We start from the raw sequence: 24,321 nt of genomic DNA, 5'->3' as shown, positions 1-24,321 counted from the left end.
AAGCTCTTGGAACAGACGGGCATTCAGCCCGCCCCCCGTCAGCATCGCCCGAATGTTCCTTTTTTGAACTTTGGTCTTGTGCGCGGTGCCCTCGCGCCTCAAGTTAGAGGAAAGGGCGATGGTGAGAGCGGGGTACTCACAATGCCGGACTGGATCGTAAGGGCAAATATCGAGCATTTCAGAAAGTTGCTCGAGACCGAGAAGGACCCGCGAAAGCGCGCTGTCATTGAACGAGAACTGGCGGAGGAAGAGACAAAGCTAGCCGTCCTTCTCAAGGCTCGTGGCGAGAGGAAAGAGCACTGAGTTGCAGTCTTTCCACTCCCGCCAATGGGTCGGCCGAACATAAACGTACTCGTTGGTTTCTGCCTTGACCCAGCCGCGAAGAACGCGGCGGCACGGAAATATGAGCGCGTAAACCCCACCCGCTTTAATGACGGCCAATTGCAAATCGCGACCGAACGGCGCGGTTCTTATGGTCTGCCACTCCATGGCGACCGAATAATCCACTCGCTCTGTTCGGCCTTGATCCCCGTCAATGACCTTGAGCGACGGTACCCTTTTGGAGCGCTCCGCGAGAGGGAATGGGTCGTAATGTCTGACGCCCAGAAATGTACTGGTAGAGGCTTGTTCGAGCAGGCCTTTCGAGTGCTTGATCAGCGTCCGGGCGCGCGTCACCACGGCCACATGATTGAATGAGTTGGGACGGCGGAAAGGCACCGTGCGCTCCTTCGCGTTACAGGCGGGAGCACGAACCGGTCTCTCAGCCACCGGCGCCTACCTTGGGGTCTCGGCCAGTGGTACTTGCATGCTAATCGTTCCTGGAACCGGTTGCCAGGGAAATAACCCCGTAAGCAGCGGTTTGCGCTTGCCGAACCGGTGGCGTCGCCCCCGTGTGGCGTGCGCGGCGATCTGCTGAGTGGTGCGGATGTTAGAACGCAACCACTAGCGAGACCTGCTTATCCGGCGTGTGCCGGATATCCAACCGTTTGGGCAAAGGTAACGAACTCATCGTTGCCAAGCTGCATGGCTTGGGCGAGGGCTCTTTGATCGACTGCGCCGCGAAACACCGTTGCGAGTCCTTCCGATGCACAGAACAGATAGACATTTTGCCCGATGAAGCAGGCGTCGGCTGATGCATAAAGGCGCCGGTCCTCGGCCGACGCATCTAGCATGCGTTCGCCGTGCGCAACGTAGACCAAATTCAGCGGCGCAGTTCCGACAAAATCCTGCAGGCCGGTTCTGGCGCGAATATCATCTTCAAGATGCCGGGCAAGGACATGACGCCTGGGATCGTAAAGCCAAGTACCGTTCGCCATCACCGCATAGACATCGATGACCATAATGTGCCGCCAGTATGGTGCGGTCCGGTCCCCGCTCGGTCGGTTGATGCCGAATGCGGACCACAACAGGTCGGACAGTAGCTGGGGGTCCAGATGTCTGCTGGAATATTCGCGCGTCGAATGGCGGAGCATCAGGGCCTCATTCAGGGGCATTCCACCCGACGTTCGCGCCGGCGGAAGCTGCATGATCTTGGCGTCAGAAGCTGCTGCAATTCCGGTTGCCGCGACCGAAGCGGCGGATAGAAGTGCGAAATTGGTTTGCCGGCGCGTCATCATGAGACCCTCCCATGTAATGGAAGCAAACGCTTGACCAGAAGCGGCAGTTGTTTGTTGATCGAGGTCAAGGCGTGGGGAAGGACAAGCCCGCGAGCTTTAGTCGCTTGGCGAGCACGGATCGGCGTCAGCGGGTTACGTGAGAGAGTGCAATCTCCTTTGCGAGAGCGGTTCTGTGTTCGCATTTCATCCGAGGCGGGTTGGAGCGCTTGGGCATCCGTGCGTGGCGAAATAGGCGTCGGCTTCTGACGACAGATGCAGCGCCTCGCCGTAAGCCTCGCTCCCACCCAGGATGGTCCCCTCCCGGTCGCCGGCGATGCATGTTGATCTGCATCAACCTCAGACCGGCAAGGAGTGTTGATCTATCAGCCTCAAGCGAGGCTGACCATGCAAGCATTTGGAGCTGCGCCCGCGGGTTGCCGTCGATCGTCGGAGTTTACCGGCGGCGGCCGGTGGGAACACTTTGCTCACGATGCCGACATCGGCGTGCGGGGTTGGGGCAGCACGCCCGCCGAGGCTTTCGAGCAGGCGGCCAAAGCCCTGACGGCGGTGGTGACGGACGCGAACGTGCTTCCCCGATCAGAAGTCAGCGTGAGTTGCAGCGCGCCGGACCTCGAACTGCTGTTTGTCGAATGGCTCAATGCGATCATCTATGAAATGGCGGTGCGCCGGATGTTGTTCGGACAATTCATGGTCCAGATCGAGCAAGGCCGGCTGAAGGGAACGCTATTGGGAGAGCCCGTCGATGTCCCGCGGCATGCTCCCGCGGCCGAGCCGAAAGGTGCCACTTACACCGCCCTCGAGGTCACCCGAGGTTCTGACGGCCTTTGGTCAGCCGCCTGTGTCGTGGACGTCTAGGGCGTTCGTATGGAGACAGCGCTTTTCACCCGGATTGACCCGACGACGTGGCGGTTGGAGCCCTCCGGCGCAATGCGTGTGCCCGTTGTGATCTACGCCGACCAGGGTCTCATAGAGAGTATGGACGACAAGGCAATCGCACAGGCGACCAATGTGGCAACCTTGCCCGGCATAGTGCGCGGTTCCTACGTGATGCCGGATGGGCACTGGGGATATGGATTCCCGATCGGCGGCGTCGCCGCATTCGATCCCGATCACGGAGGCATCGTCTCCGCAGGAGGCGTCGGCTTCGATATTTCCTGCGGCGTCCGGACCATGCTCACGGGGCTCAAGGTCGCCGAGATCTTGCCAAAGCAGAAACAGCTTGCCGATTCCCTGTTGCGGCAGATTCCTGCCGGGGTGGGTGGCACTGGGACGATCACGCTGGATGCAATCGATATGGACGCCATGCTCGCCGGGGGCGCGCAGTGGGCGGTTGAGCGCGGCTGGGGAGAAGAAGCCGATCTCGAGCGCATCGAGGAAGAAGGGCGGATGGCCGGAGCGCGGCCTGAATGCGTCTCTGATCGCGCCAAGGAACGCCAGCGCGAAGAGATGGGGACGCTGGGCTCCGGCAATCATTATCTTGAAGTCCAGGCTGTGGCGGAGATCTTTGATCCCGTCGTTGCCGAAATTTTCGGAATCGCGAAGGACAATGTCGTTGTCACCATTCACTGTGGCTCTCGCGGCCTCGGACATCAGATCGGGTCCGAATTCCTCAAAGAAATGGTGGTGACGGCTGCTGAGAACGGCATCGTGCTTCCGGACCGCGAACTGGCCTGTGCGCCAATCAATTCCGAAGTTGGTCAGCGTTATCTCGGCGCCATGCGTGCGGCCACCAACTGTGCGCTGGCAAACCGGGAAATTCTCGGTCATTACGCCCGGCGCGTCTTCGCCCACTTCTTTCCGCATTCTGAGCTTCGTGTCCTCTTCGACGTGTCCCACAATACCTGCAAGGTGGAAACCCATCTGGTCGAAGGGAAACAGCGGAAGCTGTTCGTGCATCGCAAGGGTGCGACGCGGGCCTTCGGGCCAGGTCACGAAAGCCTGCCGGCAGCGCTGCGTCCGGTGGGCCAGCCGGTATTGATCGGCGGCAGCATGGGCACGGGCTCGTACATCCTTGTCGGCGATGCCAGGAGCGAAGCACAAGCATTCTCCTCGGCCTGCCACGGAGCAGGTCGGGCGCTGTCTCGTCATGCGGCGCTGAAGCAGTGGAGCGGGCGCAAGATCGTCGATGATTTGGCCGCGCAGGGAATCTTGATCCGCAGCCCGTCGACCCGCGGCGTCGCCGAGGAAGCGCCGGGGGCCTACAAGGATGTCGGAGCCGTGGTCGCGGCGGCGGAACGCGCCGGGCTCGCGCGCAGGGTGGCGCGGCTGCGGCCCCTGATTTGCGTCAAGGGATAGCCCTTTCAGGCAAGATACGCGGCAATGATCCCGGAGAGCACGATGCCATCAAAAGTGCCGGCTCCGCCGATACTCGCGACGCCTGCGTCGGTTGCTTCAATCTCCTTGAGGTGCAAAAGGTCCGCGCCGATCAACGGACCCGTGACGCCGATCACAAAGGCTACCGGCGGCGCCGCTTCGGGTACGAGCAGAAGAGCGAGCACGGCAGCCGCAAAGGGAGACAGAAACGCTGGCATGGCGATGCCAATTCCCTTGACCGGTTGTGCTACCGAATAGCAGATGCCGATATTGACGAGGCACCCGAACATGCCCAGCGCCAGCGCGCGCGGAGCGAGCGTTGCAAGATAAGTAATCTCGTAAGCGCACAGTGCGACAGGGATGATGCATCCACCAAGGTTGACGGCAATGATCGTCTGCTGTGCGTGCCTTGCGAATTGCGGCCAGAAGTCCGCGAGCCCATAGACCGCGAGCGGATTATTTTGGACTTGTCTTTCCCGGCGAAGCCTCACGATTGGAATATTTACCAGGCCTCCGAGAAACATTGCGACCACGAGTGTCAGTGCGACCGATGGGCCAAGGTGCAGCTTTTCAAGGCTTGCAAGCATGAGCCCGCCAAATAGAAGCGGGGAAAGGACCAGCAGGGTCAGGAAGAAGAGCAAGGCGAAGGCGGGCACCTGGACCTTTCCTTACGCGTGATGACGACCCGCAGTCGCGGGGTGACGGTCTACCAGAATGGCGTCAAGAAGCTCATTCAAATGCCGCTCTGCCGGCGCCCCATCTATGTCCGCCGTCACCGCCGTAACGCCGCGACCTTGACGGATAAACTGCTGATAGAAAGTGCCGAGGTCGATCTGTTGGTCGGTGGCTTCGGCGCCGGACGAACGAGGACCCGTATCGTCTTCCGTCGCAATCGTCAGGGTCCAGCCGTCGCCCCTGTGCGCCGGCGTCACCTCCAACGTCGCCATCGTCGTGACTTCGCTGAGATCCTCTCGGTCTTCGTCACCAAGGTGATATTCCGCACGTTCGGCGATGTTGCGCACCTCCACCCGCCGTCGGGCGTCAAACCTGAAGAGCGATGGCGCGGCTTGCTGTTCCGCCACAAGCCATCTGACGATCTGTTCCGGTTCGATATCGATCGGATATGCCGTCACCATTCCCTCCATTCAAATTCGATCGTGGGGCTTCCATTTCTGTAGCCCCACGAATGACCTCCGACTCAAATGTCAGGCTGCTTTGACCTCGATCTTTTTCGCGGGCTTTTGCGCTTCCGCCGTCTTCGGCAGTGTCACCTTGAGGACGCCATTCCTGAATGCCGCCTCGATCTTGTCGGTGTCGACGCCATCAGGCAGCGCGAAATAGCGCTCGAACGAACCGTAGCGGCGCTCGGAAACGTAGTAGTCCTTCTTCTTTTCTTCCGCCTCTTCCTTCTTTTCGCCCTTGATGGTGATTCCGCCATTGGCAAGACTCACCTCGATATTCTTTTCATCGATTCCCGGCATTTCGGCCGTGATCTCGTACGATTTATCGCTCTCGGCGACGTCGACGGCCGGCGCTGCGGCGAACTTCCTCGGCCAAGCTCTTTCGAATGCAGCGAGCGAGCGGATCGGCCGGCGCCAGAAATCCTCGCTAACATCGTCGAATACGCGGTCAATTTCTTTCCGCAACGACTCGAAGGGGCGCCATACCTCACCAGCAAACGCCGGCTCGCTGGCTTTCCTTGTGACCGGCAGCTTGGTTTCTGTTGTCATCATCGATACTCCTCTGTTGTGAGAGCGTCATTCATGGGCGGTCTTCCCAGCGCGCGCTTGATCTTGCGCAAGCTCGGGTGCGGCGAACACATGAAGCCGTGCAATGCCGCTCGAAACCTCGCAAACGATGGGAATTGACCAGCCCATGCCGGAACCTCAACGCGTGCGCAGACCTTGATCGTCGTTGTCCGGCGTCAGTATCGCGACAATTTCGGCCGCGATACCCCTTAGAGGTTCGCCGGCACCAAAGATGTCCCGATCTCCGGAGAGCCATGTTGCCGCCTCATCGAGGTCGCGAAGGCTTGGCCGGAGCGCGGCGATATCGAGGAGGTCGTTCTCGTCCAGGGCGCCCAGAACCGCTTTGATGTCCCTGGTAGAAGCCGGTTCGTGCAACTGGGTCTTCGGATCATTTGACATCGGCAAGCCTTACGCACCGATTTCGCGGAACATGTGCTGCATCAAGCACTGCTATGAGGGACCCGCGCCGCCCATCACGGTCGAAACCGAGGTCGCCCTCGGGGTGATCCAGATGGAACGGCACGGACCTGCCGCCGCGTTTCATCAGCAGAGGGGTTCGTCGCCTTGGCAAATCCACGCCCGTAGCGCTTCACTGCCTTGCTTCACCGATCTTGCCTCCGCACGACGGATTGGAAATTAATGCGCGGAAGCAGGTTTCCGGACATTGATTTGAATCAACCGATGCCGAAACGACAGAGTCTTGGACCGGCGCAGGCCCAAGCAATCAAGACAGTCAGGGTTGACATCGATCAAATCGCGTCGAAGGCCGATGCGGCTAGATCGCGTGGTCCCCACCGCAAGACAGGTGATTGCTCAAGGGGGCATGCAACTGTCGGGGTCGGCTTGGAGTTTACGCGATGAAAGACAATCCAAAGGCAGCAGAAGCCGAGGCGGCGTCTCTCACTATCTCTCCCGAGAAGGTTTGCTTTATCATCATCAAGGCGCGCGAATTTGATGCCAAGGACGAGACCACCGAGCCGGATCCGGGATCAAATCCGTCGGACGATAAGGATATCAGTGTGCTTGAGGAGCATGCTGACGACCCCGTGGTCGAAGAACTCACATCTCTCATCGATTCTCTCTCCGAAGATGAGCAGATCGATCTAATTGCCTTGATGTGGCTGGGCCGCGACGACTATTCGTCCGGTGATTGGTCCGAGGTGCGGGAAGAGGCCGCGCGTGCGCACAACGAGCGTACAGCAGAGTATCTGATCGGTACTCCGCTCGCAGGCGACTTCCTCGAGGAGGGGCTATCGAAACTCGGCTATTCCTGCGAGGAGTTCGAGGTCAATCGTCTGTGACTGATCCGGCTACCGGAACCTCAGCAGCGGCGAATAAACGGCGAAGCGCTGTACCGACGAGCCCATGATAGATGATCCCCAGGGGCACGTAGCCTTCAAACAATCCAATCGCGCGCACTGAACCTGACCGGTGCGGGGCGGCCTCGATTACGCAAATTCGCCCCTTGCGTTCGTGCCCTTAACGCTAGGCAGCCACCGCGTGCGGCAGGATCGGGGCGATGGCATCGTAACGGACGCCCGCCCGCAAACAGAACGCCGGCTGCAACAGGCTGTCGGCTACCACCTCGGTCTTTTCATTGTCGCGCAGGATATAGCGGCCGCGCTGTTCGTTGAGAACGGTGACGTCGGCTTCGACACCCGGGCGTAGCGTGCCGATCTCGCCCGCGAGCCCGAGCATTTCCGCGGGATGCGAGGTCACCATCGGCACGACCTGCTCAAGCGAAAGTCCGAGCGCCATCATCGAACTCATGGCCTGCACCAGGCTGAACTTGGCCTGGCCCGCAAACGGATGGTTCTCGTCGTCGGCGTGCTCGTCGGGGGTGCCGGCGGGCGCCGGAACATGGGTGTTATAGCCGTGAATGTCCGCACCCAGCGTGGTGGGGATGATGCCGGCGTCAATAGCCTTGCGCGCGAGGCGATAGGAGAAATGACTGCCGTGGCCGACGTCGATCCTCAAGCCCTTGTCGAGTGCGGCCTGAATTACGGGATGCACCTCGCCTTGCCGATTGACAAAGCCGCCAGGATGCCGCGTGAACGGGTGGGCGAGAATATCGCCGTTTCGCAGCAGCGGAACCACGCGTTCCAGAATGGTGTCGACGTCTTCGCCATTGGCACCGCTGGCCGGCAGGCCCCAGAGCTGGCCGAAATGGACGTAGACCGGAAGATCGGCGCGGCGTCCGATCTCGGTCGCCATTTCGATGACGCGAATGCCCCAGCGGGCGAAGCCGCCGATTTCGGCATGCGCCTTGATGCCGCGAACAAGGTCGGGATTGGCTTTGGCGGCCTTCACGGTGGCGTCGATGTCGACGCAGTCCGGGCTATAGAGGTTCGGGTAATAATGTCCCTCCAGACCTCCGACCAGATAGGCCGACAGGAACGCCAGCGTGCGCGACTTCGCTTGCCCGGCAATGAAATTCCGGAAGCCGGGCAACGTCATGCAGGACGGACCGCCCTGATCGACCAGGGTCGTCACCCCGGACTGCACGCCGACCATGTCAGCGTTCACACCGAAGCGGCCGGTTACATACTGATAGACGTGAGCGTGGGTATCGATGAGCCCCGGCAGGACGAGCTTGCCGGTGACGTCGATGACGTCCCTGGCGCTGGCCGGCAGGATATCGGATTGGACCGCGGCAACCCTGCCGTCGCGGATCGCTACGTCTTTCAGGCCGTCGACGCCCGCGGCCGGATCGATCACGCGGCCACCGCGCAGGAGCAGGTCGAAGCTGGTATTTGCGGACATTGGCTGATCTCCTTTTCCCGGTGGCGGGTTCGATTTGCGACCATAGGACCGGCGGAATGCGAAGCATACTTCGTATTGTGAATGCAGCAACATTCGTGCCATAGACCCGCAGGATATCCGTCGCATCAAATCGGTGCGGCGAGGGCGAAGGATGGAACAGGAATGACCGGCAAGACAGTGCGACAGCGCGGCAGCTCTTGGCAGCTGGAGAAACGGCCTGGATTTCTGATCCGGCGGCTGCACCAGATCCATGTCGCCTTGTTTCAAAGGAAATGCGCCGGCTTTGACATCACACCGCTGCAATACAGCCTTCTGACAGCATTGGCGCGGCGCGGCGCGGCAGATCAAACCACGCTCGCCGCGGAAGTCATGCTCGATCGCACGACCACAACAGGAGCGCTTAAGCGACTGCAATCCCGCAAATTTATCGAACGCGCCGTGCATAGCCGGGACCGCCGGGCGCAGATGTGCCGGTTGACCAGATCCGGCGAACGATTGTTGCGGAAGATCGAGGCGCCGGCACGCGCGGCGCATTATGAGACGCTCGACGGCCTGAGCAAGGCTGAGCAAAAGCGGTTTATCGCAATGATGCAGAAGGTCGTGGCAGGTCGTGACAGGCTGAGCGAAACTGCGGACGCTCCAGACTGACGGACCAGGATCGGCGATCGGGCGGCTAGAATCCGTGCAATCTGCCTGAAATGCAGCCGTCTCGAATTCGGTCCGTGTTCGGGGAGCCGATCAAACGAAATTGCGAAGCATCTGACGTTATTTGGGCTGCCGAGAGCCGCGAAGCCGCGGGATGATGATCCGATCAAGACGACGTAAGGGAAACGGGCGAGAAGAAAGAGCCGGCTTGCTTCGCATGTCGTAAACTGCTGCCACGGCGGGCGAAGTCGAGTCATGCCCGAGCTGCTTTGGGATATGGTATGCAAGAGCGGCGGCTTCAATCAGGATGGAAGGGTCGACGATTGGTGACTCCGCCTGCACATAACAAAGTGCCGGCCTCTCGATCGAACATCTTGATCTGTGCATAGCAGGACAGCGGAAACCGAAAGGCTGCCGACGATTGTTTCGCGAAGGCATTCGACGGTCTTTTTTTTGCCTCGGGCGACGCCCAAGATGCGCTCATAAGTTGCCGACAAGATAAGCCGCCGCCGCGATATTCAATGATCTGCGGTCGTTGGGACCAGCGCGCTGCCCGCTCGTTTGAGCGGGCGGTTACGACACCAGACGACTCTTTCGCCGTAACGGCGTCAGGATTGGAAAAGGAGGTGTTCGACAGGGCTGAGGGGGCGCGGTCGCAACTGTTTCCCGTGCTCCGGACGATCGTACTGACCGCAATGCGGTAAGCGAAAAAAAGCAGCATAGGGAGATAGCGTCCATGACCAGAAAGCAATGGCTTTTATCGAGCGTTGTCGCGTTCACGACCCTTCTACCAACCGCGGTCTTCGCCGGTCCGATTGACAACTACAGTCCCGTGACATCAGCCCGGCTCGAGCACCCGGAGCCGGAAAACTGGCTGATGACGCGCGGCAGCTACAAGGGCTGGAGCTACAGTCCACTCGATCAAATCAACACCGGCAACGTGAAGTCACTGGTGCCGGTGTGGGCTTTCTCCACCGGCGTTGATTCCGGCCACGAAGCGCCTCCCATCGTCAACAACGGCGTGATGTTCATTTCAACACCATACAGCCAGGTGGTGGCGCTGGATGCGGCGACCGGCAATCTGCTCTGGCGCTACAAGCCCAAGCTTCCCGAGGGGTTCAGTGCGCTGCACAACACCAATCGCGGCGTGGCCCTGTATGGCGACAAGGTCTATGTGGCCGGGCTTGATGCCGTGCTGGTGGCGCTGGACGCCAAAACCGGCAAGGTCGTCTGGAACACGAAGGTCGAGGATTGGAAGAACGGTTACTACATGACCATGGCGCCTCTGGTCGTGAAGGGGAAGATTCTGGTCGGCGTTGCCGGCGGCGAGTTCGGCGTGCGCGGCTTTGTCGAAGCGTTCGATGCCGAGTCGGGCAAGTCGGTGTGGAAGACCTATTCGGTGCCGGCACCCGGCGAGCCGGGAAGCGACACTTGGCAAAAGCCCGACACTTGGAAGACAGGCGGCGGGTCAACCTGGATGACCGGCAACTATGACCCGGATACAAACACGGTCTATTGGGGAACCGGCAATGGCTCTCCGTGGTTCGGCGATCAACGCCCGGGAGACAACCTCTACACCTCCTCGACGCTCGCGCTCGATGGCGATACCGGCAAGATGAAGGGCTATTTCCAGTATCACCAGAACGAGTCGTGGGACTGGGATGAGATGAATGCGCCGATGCTGGTGGACTTCCAGAAGGACGGCACCACGACGTCGGGCCTGCTGAAGCCGGCGCGCAACGGCTATCTCTACTGGCTGAAGCGCACTCCCGAAGGCCAGATTTCCTTCATCAAGGCCGAGGCTTACGTGCCGCAGAACGTGTTCAAGAGCATTGATCCCAAGACCGGGCGGCCTGACGTCGATCCGGCCCACAAGCCCGCCACCGGCAAATCGGCGCAGTTCTGTCCCGGCCTGTGGGGCGGCAAGGACTGGCCGTACGAGGCCTATAATCCGAAGACCGGCATGGTCTACATTCCCTCCAACGAAAACCACTGCAACACCCTGGAAGGCAAGGTCGAGGAGCGCATTCCCGGGCAATGGTGGACAGGCGTCGGCATTCCCGACCTGCACTTCTCGGTCGACACCAAGGCGAGCTTCTACGGCGAACTCCAGGCCTATGACGTCAACACCGGCAAGCGGGCCTGGCGCAACCTGTATTCGGGCTCGATGATGTGGGGGTCGGTGCTCACAACGGCCGGCGGCCTGCTGTTCACGGGCGGCACCAACGACCGCGAGTTCCGCGCCTATGATGCCAATACCGGCGAGCAGCTCTGGCACTTCAAGACCAACTCCGGGGTGATCGCACCGCCCTCGACCTTTGAGGTCAATGGCGTGCAGTACGTGGCGGTTGAGTCCGGCTACGGAGTCGATGCCGCATTCCAGGAGGGACTGATGAGCGAGCTGGTAGGCTGGCAGAAGGACGTGCCGCAGGGCGGTGTCGTCTGGGTCTTCGCCGTCTCCAAGTGAGCCCATCCTGGTTCGCGATCGGCCGCCAGACATGGCGGCCGATTTTCCCGGCAGGCTCGGGCTTTGCCCTCTGCCGAACGATCTCACATCTCGGGATTTTGACGATGCAACATGTTCGAACGGGATCAATGCTGATCCGCCTCTCCGCCCTTGCAGCGATTGCTGCACTTGCGACCGCGTCGGCCCTCCCGGGCGTCAGAGCGGCGCAAGCCGATGAATCGCCTGCCTATGTCGTCGAGGTGACCGACGTGTCCGCCAAGGTCGGCGAGCCGGCGGTGCTGCACGCCACGCTGCACATTCGCGACGGCTATCGTGTTCTTCACGGCTACAACAATCGTGTCATCGAGTTGTCGTCGTTTGACGACGGGGTCGCCTTCGAGCACCGTGTGGTGCGCGGCACCGTTCAGGACGACGGGCTTGATTTCGCGATCGACGTGCGGCCCACCAAGCCTGGCAAACATCCCATCAACGGCTATTTCAGGGTCGGCTACATCCACGGTACGGACGAGCTGTCGATGGTTTCGCTGCGCCTGATCGCCAACGTCAACGGCACGGAATGAAAATGAAGGATGTTGGCCCCATGCCGTGCGATGATCGGCTGCACTTTCGCTGCTATCGGAGGCGAACATTCCTCACGCTGGCGCTTGCACCGCTGCTGGCGGTCGGCGCGCAGGCCGAGGAGGACGAGTCCGACAAGCCGCCGGCGCCCGACGATCGCTTTACGTTTCTGACCGGTCCGAAAAAGGGGCAGGTGGTGCGCGCCGAGGATCTCGCGCTCGGCGGTCCGCAGATGCAGGTGTTCCCGATGGCTCCGGACGGCACCGTGCGTAACAACCGACTCAGTCTGGTGATACTGGCAAGGTTCGACCCCGCCACGCTAAGCGAAGAAACCCGGGCGCACGCCGCCGATGGCGTCGTCGCCTACACGGCCGTCTGCACGCACCAGGGTTGCCCGGTGAACATGTGGTCCACGGATCGCAAAGCCTTTGTCTGCTCCTGCCACGGCTCGGTCTTCGATCCGAGAAATGGCGCCGAGGTGCTCGACGGTCCGGCCCCGCGCCCGCTTCCGGCGCTCGGACTGAAGCTCAAAGACGGCGTTGTGACGGTTGCCAGGACTTTCACGAGCCGGGTCGGCGGCACGCAGGGCTGAGCTGCGCCTGAGATCGCGCGGCGCGCGGATATCGAGTTTGGATTGCGTCGACCTGCCTTTCGGCAGATCGACGCAATGACACAACCGCTCCCCTCACGTCTCCAGTTGCTTGCCGATCGGAAGCGCCCGGATGCGTTTTCCGGTGGCAGCGAAGATTGCGTTGACCAGTGCCGGCGCGAACGGCGGTACACCAGGTTCGCCGACGCCGCTGGGGGGCGTCTCCGGTCCCGGCGGTACGATGTAGACATTGGTGACGCGCGGCGATTCGTCGATCCGAATAACCGGGAAGTCATCCAGATTCTTCTGTTGGACCTTGCCGTCCTTGAAAGTGATCTCGCCATATTTGGCGAGACTCAATCCCATGACGGCCGCGCCTTCGAGTTGCGACTGGATGCGCTCGGGATTGACAAAAGTCCCGCAATCGATGGCGGTATCGACCCTCGGCACCGTGAGCTTCCCCTTTTCGTCGACAGCGACCTCGACGATGGTCGCGATATAGCTGACGAAGCTGCGGTGGACCGCGATGCCGAGTCCATGCCCCTTCGGCACGGACCGTCCCCATTCGCCTTTCTCGGCGACCAGTTCGACCACCTTGCGCAAGCGCGCGGTGTCGATCGGATAGCTGCTGTAAGGCTCGCCGTAGTTCCAGGGATCTTTGACCGAAGAAAGGTTCACGATCCTTGGCGAGCCGATCAGCTCCAGCAGCATTTCCTTTTGATCGCGGTTGGTCGCATGGGCGATTTCGCCGACCATCGACTGCACCGCAAACGCCCGCGGAATGTTCGACACCGAACGGAACCAGCCGATACGCGTGTGCGCCGCGGCTTCCGGGTTTTCGCACTGGATGTTGGCGATCTCGAACGGCATATCGATCAATCCCATGCCGAGTTCGAACGGCGCCTGATGCACCGCACCCGCTGCGAAGGTGGAGGCGATGCTGGGCGCAACGCTGCGATGCCGCCACGCGATGACCTTGCCGTTCTTGTCGAGGCCCGCCTCGATGCGCTCGACGGAGACGGTGTGCAGGAAGTCGTGACGGACGTCGTCCTCCCGCGTCCATTGCACCTTCACCGGCGCGCCGAGTTCCTTCGAGAGCAAAGCCGCTTCCAGGGCGAAATCGCATTTCGATTTGCGCCCGAAGCCGCCGCCGAGCAGCGTCACATTGACGGTGACATTCTCGACCGGGATGCCAAGCGTCTTGGCGACGTCTTCGTGCGTGCCTCCCGGGCTTTGCACGGGAGCCCAGATTTCGGCCTTGTCGCCCTTGACGTTGGCGACCGCGACCGGCGGCTCCATCGAGACATGGGCGAGGTGCGGCAGATAGTATTCACCGACGACCACCTTGTCCGCACCTTTCAGTGCGGCGTCGACATCGCCTTCCTTGCGGACGACCAATCCCGGCTTCCTCGCAGCCGCCTCGAGTTCGGTCCGGTAAGACACGGAATCATATTTGCCATTTGCTCCGTCGTCCCAGATCAGTTTCAGTGCATCGCGACCCTTGATCGCGGCACCGGTGTTGCGCGCGATGACGGCAACCCCGCCAAGCGGCTGGAATTTTGAGGGCCAAGGCCATCCCTTGACCTCCATCACCTTTTCGACGCCGGGCACCTTCATCGCTTCGCTGCCGTCGAACGACACCAGCTTGCCACCGGTCACCGGCGGTCGGGCGATCACCGCATACTTCATGCCGGGCAGGCGGACATCCGCGCCATATCGCGCCGTTCCGGTCGTGATGTCGCGGAGGTCGACGATGGAGACCTCGCCCTTGCCGAGATAGCGGAAGTCCTTCGGGTCCTTTAGCTTCAACCCGTCGATGTTGGGCACCGGTTCCTTTGCTGCATCGGCGGCAAGCTCTCCGAACCCGATCTTTCGGCCGCTGGCATTGTGGACCACCTCGTGATTGGCGGCCTTGACCTCGGTTGCAGGCACGCCCCAGCGCTTGGCCGCCGCGGCTTCCAGCATGGTGCGTGCGCAGGCGCCGATCTGCCGCATCGGAAGCAGATAGTGCCGCGTGCTGCGCGATCCGTCAGTATCCTGATTGCCATATTTTGCTTCGTCGCCAGGGGCCTGCTGAACGTGAACGCGGGACCAATCGGCTTCCATTTCTTCAGCGACAATCAGCGGCAGGCTGGTCCGCACGCCCGTTCCCATTTCCGACCGGTGCGCGATGATCGTAACCATCCCGTCCGGCGCGATCGAAACGAACACACGGGGATCGACCACGACGCCGTGCGGCATCTTGCCGGCGCCCGTCTCATACGCGGCCAGCGCCGGGCGGGACGTCAAAGGGGCTGCCAGCACGAAGGCGCCGGCAATTCCCAGGCCCTTGACGATGTCACGTCGCGAGACGTTCTCGACCTTGATCGAGCGCTCGAAACCACGAAGCTTGTTGGGATTTGCTATGATATTCATGATCACACCCCCGTCGATGCGAGATGGACGGCGTTTTCGATGCGCTGATAGCAGCCGCAGCGGCAGATGTTACCCGACATCGCCTCGCGTATCTGGTCGTGCGATGGCTTGGGGTTTTGCATCAAGAGCGAAGCCGCCTGCATGATCTGCCCGGCCTGGCAAAAGCCGCATTGCGGCACGTTGGCCTGACGCCAGGCCTTCTGAACCGGATGGTCGCCGGTCGGGTGAAGGCCCTCGATCGTTGTGACCTCACGGCCGGCGACGTCCGAGACGGCGGTAACGCAGGAGCGAACGGCTTCCTTGTCGAGAAGCACCGTGCAGGCGCCGCAAAGCGCCTCACCGCAACCAAATTTGGTGCCGGTCAGGCCAACCTCGTCACGGATAAACCAAAGCAGGGGAAGAGTCGGATCGCCTTCCCAGGTCTGCTCCTGGCCGTTTATTTTCAATTTTATCATGATGGTTCCTCCCTCTTGAGATAACCGCATTCGCCGAGCGCCCTCGGGCTGGCAAAATCTGGATGAGAGAGGTGCAATGGTTTCTGAAACCAGTCTTCAGAACGCCTTGCGTCCTTCCATCGTGGTCCGAGGCGCGCCCCTCATCTCACTGCGTCGGAAATTTGCGCCGAGAGGCGGATTTGGCACGAGGTCGCTTTCGCACTTTTGTTTGTCAAAAGCGAGACGGTCGAATTGATCGGCGTCGATATGTCAACCGGACCGCGAGCGTCCAGCCGGGGACAGTCCGCGCTTCGGGCTTTTCGGGTCGCCTGATCGTCGCGCTGCCGCCGCGGTGATCCTCGCGCTTGAGGGAGCGCTTTTCCTGTTCACCTATGCTTGCCTCGCATGCCTCATTTCTCAGTCTCGAATAGCATGGGCACAACCCCGTGCTCGGCGCGGCGTGAGCATGCTTGATCAAGACCCTCGGGATAAGAGGCTTCGTTGATTGCAAGCATTCGAATCTCGCCATCCGCGATGCGCCGCGCCATCGTCGTGGCCTTTCCGCGCGTGGCCAGGGGCAATTCGTCCTGGCCGCGAAACCGTGACGGGTGAACGCCTTAGGGATGGCTGTGTCGAACCGGGCTGATCCTGGTCAACGGCCGGTTCTCCCGTTCGGGCTGGTTCAGATTGAAGCTTGCGAATAGCCAAATGCGAGATAGGATTGCATCAATTCAAGGGAATGGGGTTCTCCCGGTAACCGCCGCAAGGCTGATGACTCCTACAAGGCGCTTTGCGTCGGTAGGAGCATGTCCGTACTCCTCCGCAGGAAGCACCTGGGTCTGATCGGCTGCCTATCCAAAAGGGGCGGCCGGTGACCGGCATGTTGAAGATGCCGGAAGCGGAGCCAGTTAGGAAAGGATGGATTGCAGTGCTGAGCGGATTGCTGAGCGTCATGGTCGGAAGCGCGCTGGGAGGTATGACGCGCTATTTCATTTCCGGCTTCGTAGCCCGCCGGGTCGGCGAAACATTTCCGTGGGGCACGCTGATTATCAACGTCAGCGGCGCTTTCCTGATCGGCATGTTCGCTGCGATCGCCGAAAACCAGACCTCGCTGCTGGCGTCGGCGGATGGTTGGCTGTTTGCGGTGACAGGGTTTTTGGGCTGCTACACCACGGTTTCCTCCTTCAGCTTGCAGTCTTTGGCGCTTGCGAGAGATGGCGAGGCCGCCCGCGCGTTGGGCTATGTTGTCATCTCGGTAGGGCTTAGCCTTGGCGCTGCCGCCCTGGGCTTCTACCTGGTGGAGTGGGTTTGAGATTCGCTACAATCTGGCCGCGAATTCGCAAAGCGAATGTCAAATCCTGAACTCCACCACATATTTGCCGGTGGTCCTTCGATTCTAACATTCGCAAGACTGTCCGCTGAAAAGTTGAAACCGACCAGTAGCCATCTTCTTCCACTGAATCGGATTCTTCCACTGAATCGGAAATCTCGACAATGACTGCCGGCAGGAAATCGATCAACTGGAGTACGCCGATGCTGTACGCTTTTGTCGCAGCCGGCGGCATGCTTGGCAGCGTGGCACGCTATCTGGCCGGCCTGCTGATCCCCTTGGTCTCGGGATTTCCTCTTGCAACGCTGTTCGTGAATATCACCGGCTCGTTCATTATCGGATTCTACAGCACGCTCACTGGCCCCGACGGGCGGTGGCTTGTGAGTACACGGCAACGTCAGTTCGTCATGACCGGCTTCTGCGGCGGCTATACGACCTTCTCGTCCTTTAGCCTGGAAACATTCAAGTTGGCGCATAACGGCATGAGAGCGATGGCGTTGACAAATATCGGGATATCCGTCGTGACCTGGCTCGTTGCGGTCTGGCTTGGCTACGCGGTCGCAAACCGTGTCAATCGGTTGAAGGGGAGTTGAAGATGCAAATACCCAAGCAGGCGTTGTTGCTGCGGATCTTTATCGGTGAGGACGATCAATTCGAGGGAGCGCCGCTGCATGAGGCTATCGTGCTGAAGGCTCGCGAGCTGCAAATTGCCGGCGCGACTGTTCTTCGCGGTCCGGTCGGTTTTGGCGCGTCGAGCCGGCTGCACACAATGAAGATCCTGCGCCTTTCCGAAGACCTGCCGCTCGTGATCGAGATCGTCGACAGCGAGGAGAAGATCAACGGCTTCCTGCCTGTATTGGACGCGATGATGTCCAGCGGACTCATCACGCTCGAGAAGGTTCAGGTGCTCCATTACGGCTCAAAAAGGCAGTGATGGCAGCCGCTCGCCGCGACAATCCTGTCGCACTTATGCTGGCGCGCGGCGCTTTTTTGCCGACAAGTTCCTGCAGCGCGGCGGTTGCCGGTGGGATTGCGGTCATGGCGATCCCTTGGAAGATGCAGTTCGATAACACTCAGCTCGACATCGGCCAAGTCGTAGCGCATGATCCGACCCCCAGTGTTCCCTCCTGAGCTTGAATCATGTTTGGCCCAATCGCCTGGAGAAATTGAGTACACGACCTGGACAGCGGCCTTAATGGGCCAGTCGTCTCACTGCGCCTGACGCGCGCCTGGCCCGTGACGAAGCGTTGCGAACAACGAAGCGCGATCGGGCGAGAGGCCGCATTCGATGAGGTGAAGAAGCCGCATCGCTCAGATGCATCGGCTCAAGCCTGATTCTTGTCAATCCATCGTTCGAAAATCGGCGAGCCGCTGCGAGCGCGGTCATGGTTGCTTGATGAGCCTGCTCGATTCCGCGACGGACCTCGTCACTGTCGGTCTTCGCAGCCGCATAGATTTCCGAAAGATTGATCAGCTCAAAGCCCGCCCGCACGACATCCAGACCACACAACGCCATCACGACGCGGATGGTGGGCTCGCTTTCACCAAATGCCAGCAGTTGAGCGCCAAGATCGGCAAAGGTGCAATGCGCTTGTCGCAGGTTTCGCGCGGCCTGGTCGTACGCGCGGATCTGCCTGGAACTGACTGCCAGCTCCCTCGGGCCCGGTGGTCGCAAGTTTCGGAACGCAAGCATCCGCTCGATCGCGTGCTGCCGAAGATGCAAAATTGTCTGTATCGGTCGGCCGATCAACTCAACGGTCACCCGGGCCAGAAAGAAGACGGCAGGAATCGTCACCAGGTAGACATACCACTGCATGTCATGCCCCAATTAAAGCAGGCGGTTGAATTTCGGTTTAGCCGGCTGCCCCTGATGTCGGCTGCGCAGCAGGCGATTCCGCGCTCCCCAATCGCGGCTTGCCGGATCAATCAACCCTAATGGATCGTTACTCACAAGGCGGAATCGATGTCTGACCTTCAGCCTCTGCGGGCTTGGTTAACGGCGTTCGTGACAGGCGGGCACCAGCGGTCGATACAAAACCCTGCGTCGTCCTCCAGGCGTCAGTTTTGCAAATGTTGGAATCAAAGGACCTTGTGGAGCTTTGGATTCGCCGTTCGCTTTGAGAGTCCGCCGTACAACGGCAACGGATGTCAAATCCAGTTCCTGTTCGTGCGCCTGCGCCGCAGACGATAGTGTCGACGTGCCGGACGCAACCGGGATCGCAAGCCGCATGTGGTGGGCTTCGCGTCGGTCGCGGGAACCTGCGCCGGTTTTCGGTGAAATAGCAAAGGCAGCGCCACTTGCCGGGCTTTACTCCATGGATTGATCGGGTGAAGATACGGCGGGATTTAGCCAGGTACGGACATTGGCCATCAATCGGCGGATCGTGGCGATAGCACTCTGGTGCCGGGAAATCACCATTCCGGTTGCGGTGCTTGCTGTGCTCGTCATTGCGAGCTTTCCGCTAAGCGACGTTTATTCGCTGGCCGTGGCCGAGGTCACGCCCGCCGCAACTGAGGTCGCGCCCGTTCCCGCAAACATTGTTCTTCCCAGCGAGCCGGTGACGGCCACGATCGATCCGGTGGTCAATCCAGCGCCAGCGCGCGAGGTGGATGCATCGAAGCTCGATAAGCCGAGCGTGGATGCGCCGGGCATCGCTCCGCCTGATGTGATCGATCCATCGAAGGTCGACAGGCCGGCGGCAAGCCAGACAGTGGTGGCCGCGCTGGAAACGCCGGACGAGCAGCCGTCCAAATCGTCGCTTGAGGAGACGCAGCCGAGCAATGTTGCGGGTCCGCAGACCCAGGAAATCTACGACGCAAGCAGCCCGATCGAGATTGTCGACGACTGCCTGGTGCTGGAGACCTGCGTCGATCGCTACCTCTGGCAGCTCTACCAGCGAACGCCCAAGGAAGATGCGATCCGGGAGAGCACGCAGAGAAAGGTCACGATCCGAAAGAAGGGCAAGCTGAAGACGGTGACCAGAACGTCAACGATCGTCATCGACGAGGATTTCGCTTGGAAGGACCCCAAGGCGGCGACGCACGCGAACATGTCGCTGATGGATTACGTGATCGGCGGCGTCGACCGCAGTTTCAAGCTGAAGCTGTTCCAAATGCTGCGCGCGGCGGATGAGGCCGGACTGGCGCCCGGGATCACCAGCGCGTTTCGCGATGATTACCGCCAGTCGATTGCGAGCGGCCTGAAGGCTGCCGATAACCGGTCCTATCATGGCGGCAGCCTTCGTGGCGGCTACGGCCACGGCCTTGCGGCCGATATCGTCAGCATCAAAGGCGCCTCGCGCGGGGAACGACTTGCCTCCAGCGAAATTCTCTGGAAATGGGTCGACGACCACGGCAGCGAGTTCGGACTCGGGCGTCCCTACCTCGACCGGGACCCTCCGCACGTGGCCCCGATCGACGGCGAGGAGATGGCCCGTCATCGTCCGGGGCTGAAAATCCGGCAAGCCACTGCAGCCGCTAATTAAAGCCGGCGATCGTTCCAAAGGGCGATCAAGCTGCCGCGCAGATCCAAGAGGATTCGAGTTTGAGCGTTGCCTTTACCAAGGAAGAGAGTGCCGAAACCGCGTCTGAAACGCTGTTGCCGGATCGGCCGATCTCGCCTCATCCGAATCTCGTCACCGAAGCCGGATTGAAGGCGCTCGAAAGCCAGTTGCGCGAGGCGCGCGAGGCCTATGAGGCGGCGCAGCGCATCGAAGACGTGAATGAGCGGCGGCGGCAAGCCGCCATACCGCTGCGCGAGGTGCGCTATTTCTCGGAAAGGGTGCGAACGGCGCAGCTCGTGGCAAGCCCGTCGTCTGCGGACAGCGTCGCCTTCGGCAGCACGGTGACTTTCCGCCGCGAGGACGGGCGGGTGCAGACATATCGCATTGTCGGAGAGGACGAAGCCGATCCCAAGGCCGGCTCGATTTCCTTCGTGTCTCCCGTGGCGAAATCGCTGTTGGGCAAGGCGGTCGGCGACGCCGTGGAATCCATGGGCCACGAGCTCGAAATTATCGCAATCGCGTAAAGCATGGCCATGGGCGTCATCGTGGTGTTTGACGCGCCGAGCCGGTGTCACGAAACCTGCATGGCCTTGCAACGCTCAAGCCATCGCGTCAGTATGACCTGCCAATGTGCCGCAACAGGTGCAAGGGGGAGGAATGCCGCTCCAGCGATGTCTGATGATCGCCATTGCGTTGATTCTTGCCACGCCATTCGCTCCGTCGCGCGCAGCCGATAAGGCGACGCTGCTCCTCAACTGGTATCTCTATGCCGAGCACGCACCGTTCTTCCTCGGCAAAGAGCGCGGATATTTCGAGCATGAAGGCATCGAACTCGACATTCAGGAGGGCCGCGGTTCCGTCCCGACGGTGCAAGCGGTCGCGGCGGGAACCGCGACGTTCGGCTACGCCGATCTGGCCTCGATCCTGAAGGCGGCGGACAAGGGTGCGCCGGTCGTGGTCGTCGGCGTACTGCTGCAAAAAAGCCCGATGGCGTTCATTTCCCTCGCGGAGAAAAACATCCGCTCACTCCAGGACCTTCGCGGCAGGTCTTTGGCGCTGACGCCCGGGGATTCGCTTTCTCAGATTCTTCCGCTGGTGCTTGGTAAGGTCGGCATGAAGGAAAGCGACATGACGATCATTGCCGGCGATAACCGCGCGAAGTTGAACGCGGTCATCAACGGCCAGGCCGACGCCATGCTCGGCTATTCCATGGACCAGAATTTGCGGATCGCCGCTGCCACGCACAAGCAGGTAACGGTGCTGCCGTTCGCCGATTACGGTGTGAACCTCGCGAGTTCGTCGATCGTCACGGCGAAAGATACAACTGAGAAGCATGCGAACCTCGTCATGCGCTTCATGCGGGCGGCGACGCGCTCGGTCGCCGATGCGGAACAGGATCCCGCCGCCGCCGTGGACGCGATGCTGAAGGTCAGCCCCAAGGCAGGCCTGCGCGACGACCTGATCGAAGGGCTGAAACTGACCGTGCCGCTCTATCATACCGACGCCACAAAGGCCGAGCCGCCGTTCCGAGCCAACCGGTCCGATATCAAGGCATCGATCGACCTGTTGGCCCAGTCGGGCACCATCAGCCACGCATCAGCCGGCCGCATGGACGACTTCATCTCGTTCAAATTCCTGCCGAACTGATCGCAATGCGTAGGAGAGCAAAGGAAAAATGCCGCCACCCAATGCAAGAATAAGAACAACGACGGTTGGCTCCTATCCCGTTCCCGATTGGCTTGTGGCCCTGCCGTCCGAACAGGCGCTTCTCGATGCGACTCGCGTCGTCATTTCGACGCAGGAAGAAGCCGGCATCGACGTCGTCTGCGACGGCGAACTCTATCGCTTCGACATCAATCACCCCGAGACCAACGGCATGATCGAATATTTCGTCAGGCCGATGGCGGGCGTGAGCCAGAGCATCGAATTCGCCGAGCTGATGAAGTTCCGCGAAATGCCCGGGATGAAGTTTCGCACCCGGCCGCCGGGCATGGTGGTCGGCCCGCTCGGCAGCGGTTCGCTCGATCTGCCGATCGCCTGCGAGCGGGCAAGGGCGATGGCAACGCACCCGTTCAAGTTCACGCTCACCGGCCCGCACATGCTGGCGAAGACGCTGATCAACCGTCATTACAAGGACCGGCGCGAACTCGCGCTCGCCATTGCGGCCGTGCTGGCGGAGCAGGTCCGGCATATCGAGGCCGACATCGTGCAACTCGACGAAGCCAACCTGCCGGGTCACCCCGAGGAATGGTCATGGGCAGCGGAATCGATCAACGTCGTGCTGGACGCGGTCAAGACCAAGGCGGCGGTTCACCTTTGCTTCGGCAACTACGGCGGTCAATCGATTCAGAAGGGGAGCTGGAAGAGCCTGATTGACTATCTCAACGCGCTTCACGTCGACCACATCATCATGGAATGTGCGCATCGCCCGGTGGAGGAGCTTGAGTTCTTCAGGGAATTACGGCCGGAGATCGGCTTCGGGCTTGGCGTGATCGATGTAAAGGTGACGGAGATCGAAACGCCCGAAGCGGTCGCGCGATTCATAGAGCGCGCCGAGAAGACCCTTGGACCGGGCAGGGTGAAATATGTTCATCCGGATTGCGGCTTCTGGATGCTCAAACGCTCCATCGCCGACGGCAAGATGCGCGCAATCGTGCGCGGCCGTGATCTGTTCGAAGGTAGATCTTAGGATCAGAACTTCGCGCACAATCTGAATCAAGAACAAGCGGGCAGGGAGAAAACACCCATGACGATCACGAGACGCGAATTTACCTTGGGCACGGCCGGCCTTGCCGGCGTCGCTTCGGCAGGCTTGCTGGGGCCGGCCCTGGCACAATCCGGCACCATCAAGATCGGCTGGCTGGGCGCTCTCACCGGCGCGAGTTCGGCGCCGGGAATAGGATTTGACCGCGGCTTGCGCTACGCGGTGGAGGCGGTCAACGGTGCCGGCGGCGTCAAGGGCCGGATGATCGAGCTCGTCACTCGCGATACGCAGGGCGATCCCACCAAAGCCGTCAACGCGACCCAGGAGATGATCAGCTCGGTCAAGGTCGCCGCGATCTTCGGGCCGACCAATTCGGGCGAGGCACTGGCGACCACGCCGATCATGGCGCGCGCCAAGATGCCGAACCTGCATCCTTGCGTCGTCAACTCCCTGATCGACCCGCGCAAATATCCGAATTCGTTTCGCATCGCGCCATCCAATTCGCAATGGGACGATGCGGTGAGACACTACTGCCTGCAAGTGCTGAAAATTAAGAAGGTCGCTGTGATCGGCGACACCACGGGCTATGGCACGACGGCGACCGGCGACTCGGTCGCCGGTTTCAAGAAGGACGGTGCCGAGGTGGTCTATACCGCGCAGATCGACGCGACGCAGCCCGACATGACACCCGATATGCTGCGGATGAAGAATGCGGGTGCCCAGGCGATCGTCGCGTGGAGCACGTCGACCGGCATGGCGGCGCGGCTCTTTAACGCACGCGCCGGGCTGTCGTGGGACGTGCCGTTCGTCGGCCATCCATCACTCGGTTCCGGCGAGGTCGGACGCCTGATCGACAAGCCTGCGAACTGGGACAGGGTCTACACGGTCAACTACCGCAGCTGCAGCTTCGATGCGCAGGGCAGGCTGCCGGCGCGAACCCAGAAATTCCTCGATCAGGCAAAGGGCAAGATCGATCTGAAAGACACCTTGCTGTGGTGGGTGCTCTGCGGCGTCGACGTGGTCCAGCTGCTTGCAAAGGCGATCGAAACCGAAGGTACCGCGGGCCCTGGTCTCATCAAATATTTCGACGGGCTCACCAACTATCCCGGCCTGTTCGGCGACTACACCTGGTCGGTGACGCAGCACAATGGTTATCCGACCGACGAGGTCGTGATGGGTGCGGCGAATTCGTCGAAGGACGGCGCGCTGAACCTCGCGCCCGGCTACGGCTAGCGC

The 24,321-nt window shown here is 60.9% G+C and carries 25 protein-coding genes and 1 riboswitch; of the genes, 16 read left to right on the top strand and 9 right to left on the bottom strand.

Features of this window, described 5'->3' with window-relative positions:
- Nucleotides 1-258: 258 nt before the first annotated feature.
- Both NEZ08_RS16425 and NEZ08_RS16420 read right to left on the bottom strand, forming a co-directional pair.
- Nucleotides 259-717 carry a hypothetical protein gene (locus tag NEZ08_RS16425; RefSeq protein WP_298108911.1) on the bottom strand — a complete coding sequence of 153 codons (459 nt, stop codon included), beginning with the start codon at nucleotides 715-717 and terminating at the stop codon, nucleotides 259-261.
- Nucleotides 718-956: 239 nt separating this feature from the next.
- On the bottom strand, nucleotides 957-1,616 hold the full coding sequence (locus NEZ08_RS16420; RefSeq protein WP_298108908.1) for a nitroreductase family protein: 660 nt from the start codon (nucleotides 1,614-1,616) through the stop codon (nucleotides 957-959).
- A 384-nt stretch (nucleotides 1,617-2,000) separates the two neighbouring features.
- On the opposite strand from NEZ08_RS16420, the gene NEZ08_RS16415 reads away from it, so the two are divergent.
- Both NEZ08_RS16415 and NEZ08_RS16410 read left to right on the top strand, forming a co-directional pair.
- Nucleotides 2,001-2,471 carry an archease gene (locus NEZ08_RS16415; protein WP_298108906.1) on the top strand — a complete coding sequence of 157 codons (471 nt, stop codon included), beginning with the start codon at nucleotides 2,001-2,003 and terminating at the stop codon, nucleotides 2,469-2,471.
- A gap of 72 nt (nucleotides 2,472-2,543) precedes the next feature.
- A complete protein-coding gene (locus NEZ08_RS16410; protein WP_298108904.1) occupies nucleotides 2,544-3,911 on the top strand; it encodes an RtcB family protein in 1,368 nt (455 codons plus the stop codon).
- A 5-nt stretch (nucleotides 3,912-3,916) separates the two neighbouring features.
- Here NEZ08_RS16410 and NEZ08_RS16405 read toward each other — a convergent pair whose 3' ends face one another.
- The 4 genes from NEZ08_RS16405 to NEZ08_RS16390 all read right to left on the bottom strand — a co-directional run bounded on the left by NEZ08_RS16405 (nucleotide 3,917) and on the right by NEZ08_RS16390 (nucleotide 6,076).
- Complete coding sequence (locus NEZ08_RS16405) at nucleotides 3,917-4,585, bottom strand: DUF1614 domain-containing protein (RefSeq protein WP_298108903.1); 669 nt, start codon at nucleotides 4,583-4,585, stop codon at nucleotides 3,917-3,919.
- A 12-nt stretch (nucleotides 4,586-4,597) separates the two neighbouring features.
- Complete coding sequence (locus tag NEZ08_RS16400) at nucleotides 4,598-5,062, bottom strand: hypothetical protein (RefSeq protein WP_298108901.1); 465 nt, start codon at nucleotides 5,060-5,062, stop codon at nucleotides 4,598-4,600.
- A 72-nt stretch (nucleotides 5,063-5,134) separates the two neighbouring features.
- Nucleotides 5,135-5,659, bottom strand: a complete 525-nt coding sequence (locus NEZ08_RS16395) for an Hsp20/alpha crystallin family protein (protein WP_298108998.1) — start codon at nucleotides 5,657-5,659, stop codon at nucleotides 5,135-5,137.
- A gap of 156 nt (nucleotides 5,660-5,815) precedes the next feature.
- The gene (locus NEZ08_RS16390) at nucleotides 5,816-6,076 is read right to left on the bottom strand and encodes a hypothetical protein (RefSeq protein ID WP_298108899.1); all 261 of its coding nucleotides are present in this window, start codon (nucleotides 6,074-6,076) and stop codon (nucleotides 5,816-5,818) included.
- A gap of 458 nt (nucleotides 6,077-6,534) precedes the next feature.
- On the opposite strand from NEZ08_RS16390, the gene NEZ08_RS16385 reads away from it, so the two are divergent.
- Entirely contained in the window at nucleotides 6,535-6,978 is a 444-nt protein-coding gene (locus NEZ08_RS16385) for a DUF3775 domain-containing protein (RefSeq protein WP_298108896.1), read from the top strand.
- 184 nt (nucleotides 6,979-7,162) lie between these two features.
- Here NEZ08_RS16385 and NEZ08_RS16380 read toward each other — a convergent pair whose 3' ends face one another.
- Nucleotides 7,163-8,440 carry an amidohydrolase/deacetylase family metallohydrolase gene (locus tag NEZ08_RS16380; protein ID WP_298108894.1) on the bottom strand — a complete coding sequence of 426 codons (1,278 nt, stop codon included), beginning with the start codon at nucleotides 8,438-8,440 and terminating at the stop codon, nucleotides 7,163-7,165.
- 162 nt (nucleotides 8,441-8,602) lie between these two features.
- Here NEZ08_RS16380 and NEZ08_RS16375 point away from each other — a divergent pair, with 162 nt between their 5' ends.
- The 4 genes from NEZ08_RS16375 to NEZ08_RS16360 all read left to right on the top strand — a co-directional run bounded on the left by NEZ08_RS16375 (nucleotide 8,603) and on the right by NEZ08_RS16360 (nucleotide 12,702).
- Nucleotides 8,603-9,088, top strand: coding sequence for a MarR family transcriptional regulator (locus tag NEZ08_RS16375; RefSeq protein WP_298108891.1), 486 nt, complete (start codon nucleotides 8,603-8,605; stop codon nucleotides 9,086-9,088).
- 733 nt (nucleotides 9,089-9,821) lie between these two features.
- A complete protein-coding gene (locus NEZ08_RS16370) occupies nucleotides 9,822-11,552 on the top strand; it encodes a methanol/ethanol family PQQ-dependent dehydrogenase (protein ID WP_298108888.1) in 1,731 nt (576 codons plus the stop codon).
- Between the two features lie 104 nt (nucleotides 11,553-11,656).
- On the top strand, nucleotides 11,657-12,112 hold the full coding sequence (locus tag NEZ08_RS16365; protein ID WP_298108886.1) for a hypothetical protein: 456 nt from the start codon (nucleotides 11,657-11,659) through the stop codon (nucleotides 12,110-12,112).
- A 20-nt stretch (nucleotides 12,113-12,132) separates the two neighbouring features.
- Nucleotides 12,133-12,702, top strand: coding sequence for a Rieske (2Fe-2S) protein (locus NEZ08_RS16360; RefSeq protein ID WP_298108883.1), 570 nt, complete (start codon nucleotides 12,133-12,135; stop codon nucleotides 12,700-12,702).
- 93 nt (nucleotides 12,703-12,795) lie between these two features.
- Here the strand turns inward: NEZ08_RS16360 and NEZ08_RS16355 are convergent, their stop codons facing one another.
- Together NEZ08_RS16355 and NEZ08_RS16350 are read right to left on the bottom strand one after the other, a co-directional pair.
- Nucleotides 12,796-15,114, bottom strand: coding sequence for a molybdopterin cofactor-binding domain-containing protein (locus NEZ08_RS16355; protein WP_298108880.1), 2,319 nt, complete (start codon nucleotides 15,112-15,114; stop codon nucleotides 12,796-12,798).
- Between the two features lie 2 nt (nucleotides 15,115-15,116).
- Nucleotides 15,117-15,569, bottom strand: coding sequence for a (2Fe-2S)-binding protein (locus NEZ08_RS16350; protein WP_298108877.1), 453 nt, complete (start codon nucleotides 15,567-15,569; stop codon nucleotides 15,117-15,119).
- 705 nt (nucleotides 15,570-16,274) lie between these two features.
- Nucleotides 16,275-16,336: riboswitch (Fluoride riboswitch) on the top strand.
- 101 nt (nucleotides 16,337-16,437) lie between these two features.
- On the opposite strand from NEZ08_RS16350, the gene crcB (NEZ08_RS16345) reads away from it, so the two are divergent.
- The 9 genes from crcB (NEZ08_RS16345) to NEZ08_RS16305 all read left to right on the top strand — a co-directional run bounded on the left by crcB (NEZ08_RS16345) (nucleotide 16,438) and on the right by NEZ08_RS16305 (nucleotide 24,318).
- Complete coding sequence (crcB, locus tag NEZ08_RS16345) at nucleotides 16,438-16,860, top strand: fluoride efflux transporter CrcB (protein WP_298108996.1); 423 nt, start codon at nucleotides 16,438-16,440, stop codon at nucleotides 16,858-16,860.
- 182 nt (nucleotides 16,861-17,042) lie between these two features.
- On the top strand, nucleotides 17,043-17,471 hold the full coding sequence (gene crcB, locus NEZ08_RS16340; protein WP_298108876.1) for a fluoride efflux transporter CrcB: 429 nt from the start codon (nucleotides 17,043-17,045) through the stop codon (nucleotides 17,469-17,471).
- Nucleotides 17,472-17,473: 2 nt separating this feature from the next.
- Nucleotides 17,474-17,812: a DUF190 domain-containing protein gene (locus NEZ08_RS16335; protein WP_298108873.1), complete on the top strand. Its 339-nt coding sequence runs from the start codon at nucleotides 17,474-17,476 to the stop codon at nucleotides 17,810-17,812.
- 462 nt (nucleotides 17,813-18,274) lie between these two features.
- Nucleotides 18,275-18,814: a hypothetical protein gene (locus NEZ08_RS16330; protein ID WP_298108870.1), complete on the top strand. Its 540-nt coding sequence runs from the start codon at nucleotides 18,275-18,277 to the stop codon at nucleotides 18,812-18,814.
- 427 nt (nucleotides 18,815-19,241) lie between these two features.
- Nucleotides 19,242-20,363 carry a hypothetical protein gene (locus tag NEZ08_RS16325; RefSeq protein ID WP_298108868.1) on the top strand — a complete coding sequence of 374 codons (1,122 nt, stop codon included), beginning with the start codon at nucleotides 19,242-19,244 and terminating at the stop codon, nucleotides 20,361-20,363.
- A gap of 59 nt (nucleotides 20,364-20,422) precedes the next feature.
- Nucleotides 20,423-20,905 carry a transcription elongation factor GreA gene (gene greA / locus NEZ08_RS16320; RefSeq protein WP_298108866.1) on the top strand — a complete coding sequence of 161 codons (483 nt, stop codon included), beginning with the start codon at nucleotides 20,423-20,425 and terminating at the stop codon, nucleotides 20,903-20,905.
- A gap of 133 nt (nucleotides 20,906-21,038) precedes the next feature.
- Entirely contained in the window at nucleotides 21,039-22,028 is a 990-nt protein-coding gene (locus tag NEZ08_RS16315; RefSeq protein WP_298108863.1) for an ABC transporter substrate-binding protein, read from the top strand.
- Nucleotides 22,029-22,056: 28 nt separating this feature from the next.
- A complete protein-coding gene (locus tag NEZ08_RS16310) occupies nucleotides 22,057-23,070 on the top strand; it encodes a cobalamin-independent methionine synthase II family protein (RefSeq protein WP_298108861.1) in 1,014 nt (337 codons plus the stop codon).
- Nucleotides 23,071-23,127: 57 nt separating this feature from the next.
- Complete coding sequence (locus NEZ08_RS16305) at nucleotides 23,128-24,318, top strand: ABC transporter substrate-binding protein (RefSeq protein WP_298108859.1); 1,191 nt, start codon at nucleotides 23,128-23,130, stop codon at nucleotides 24,316-24,318.
- The last annotated feature ends 3 nt before the right edge of the window (nucleotides 24,319-24,321 follow it).

Origin of the sequence: Bradyrhizobium sp. (assembly GCF_027451485.1) — a bacterium.
Lineage (GTDB): Bacteria > Pseudomonadota > Alphaproteobacteria > Rhizobiales > Xanthobacteraceae > Bradyrhizobium.
This window is presented reverse-complemented; position numbering and strand designations above follow the sequence as displayed.

What these genes read in the sequence shown, in the direction of transcription:
- NEZ08_RS16420 (WP_298108908.1), bottom strand. Translation starts at nt 1,616, where the DNA reads ATGATGACGCGCCGGCAAACCAATTTCGCACTTCTATCCGCCGCTTCG.
- NEZ08_RS16415 (WP_298108906.1), top strand. Translation starts at nt 2,001, where the DNA reads ATGCAAGCATTTGGAGCTGCGCCCGCGGGTTGCCGTCGATCGTCGGAG.
- NEZ08_RS16410 (WP_298108904.1), top strand. Translation starts at nt 2,544, where the DNA reads ATGCGTGTGCCCGTTGTGATCTACGCCGACCAGGGTCTCATAGAGAGT.
- NEZ08_RS16395 (WP_298108998.1), bottom strand. Translation starts at nt 5,659, where the DNA reads ATGACAACAGAAACCAAGCTGCCGGTCACAAGGAAAGCCAGCGAGCCG.
- NEZ08_RS16390 (WP_298108899.1), bottom strand. Translation starts at nt 6,076, where the DNA reads ATGTCAAATGATCCGAAGACCCAGTTGCACGAACCGGCTTCTACCAGG.
- NEZ08_RS16385 (WP_298108896.1), top strand. Translation starts at nt 6,535, where the DNA reads ATGAAAGACAATCCAAAGGCAGCAGAAGCCGAGGCGGCGTCTCTCACT.
- NEZ08_RS16380 (WP_298108894.1), bottom strand. Translation starts at nt 8,440, where the DNA reads ATGTCCGCAAATACCAGCTTCGACCTGCTCCTGCGCGGTGGCCGCGTG.
- NEZ08_RS16375 (WP_298108891.1), top strand. Translation starts at nt 8,603, where the DNA reads ATGACCGGCAAGACAGTGCGACAGCGCGGCAGCTCTTGGCAGCTGGAG.
- NEZ08_RS16370 (WP_298108888.1), top strand. Translation starts at nt 9,822, where the DNA reads ATGACCAGAAAGCAATGGCTTTTATCGAGCGTTGTCGCGTTCACGACC.
- NEZ08_RS16365 (WP_298108886.1), top strand. Translation starts at nt 11,657, where the DNA reads ATGCAACATGTTCGAACGGGATCAATGCTGATCCGCCTCTCCGCCCTT.
- NEZ08_RS16360 (WP_298108883.1), top strand. Translation starts at nt 12,133, where the DNA reads ATGCCGTGCGATGATCGGCTGCACTTTCGCTGCTATCGGAGGCGAACA.
- NEZ08_RS16355 (WP_298108880.1), bottom strand. Translation starts at nt 15,114, where the DNA reads ATGAATATCATAGCAAATCCCAACAAGCTTCGTGGTTTCGAGCGCTCG.
- NEZ08_RS16350 (WP_298108877.1), bottom strand. Translation starts at nt 15,569, where the DNA reads ATGATAAAATTGAAAATAAACGGCCAGGAGCAGACCTGGGAAGGCGAT.
- crcB (WP_298108996.1), top strand. Translation starts at nt 16,438, where the DNA reads ATGCCGGAAGCGGAGCCAGTTAGGAAAGGATGGATTGCAGTGCTGAGC.
- crcB (WP_298108876.1), top strand. Translation starts at nt 17,043, where the DNA reads ATGACTGCCGGCAGGAAATCGATCAACTGGAGTACGCCGATGCTGTAC.
- NEZ08_RS16335 (WP_298108873.1), top strand. Translation starts at nt 17,474, where the DNA reads ATGCAAATACCCAAGCAGGCGTTGTTGCTGCGGATCTTTATCGGTGAG.
- NEZ08_RS16330 (WP_298108870.1), top strand. Translation starts at nt 18,275, where the DNA reads ATGAGCCTGCTCGATTCCGCGACGGACCTCGTCACTGTCGGTCTTCGC.
- NEZ08_RS16315 (WP_298108863.1), top strand. Translation starts at nt 21,039, where the DNA reads ATGCCGCTCCAGCGATGTCTGATGATCGCCATTGCGTTGATTCTTGCC.
- NEZ08_RS16310 (WP_298108861.1), top strand. Translation starts at nt 22,057, where the DNA reads ATGCCGCCACCCAATGCAAGAATAAGAACAACGACGGTTGGCTCCTAT.
- NEZ08_RS16305 (WP_298108859.1), top strand. Translation starts at nt 23,128, where the DNA reads ATGACGATCACGAGACGCGAATTTACCTTGGGCACGGCCGGCCTTGCC.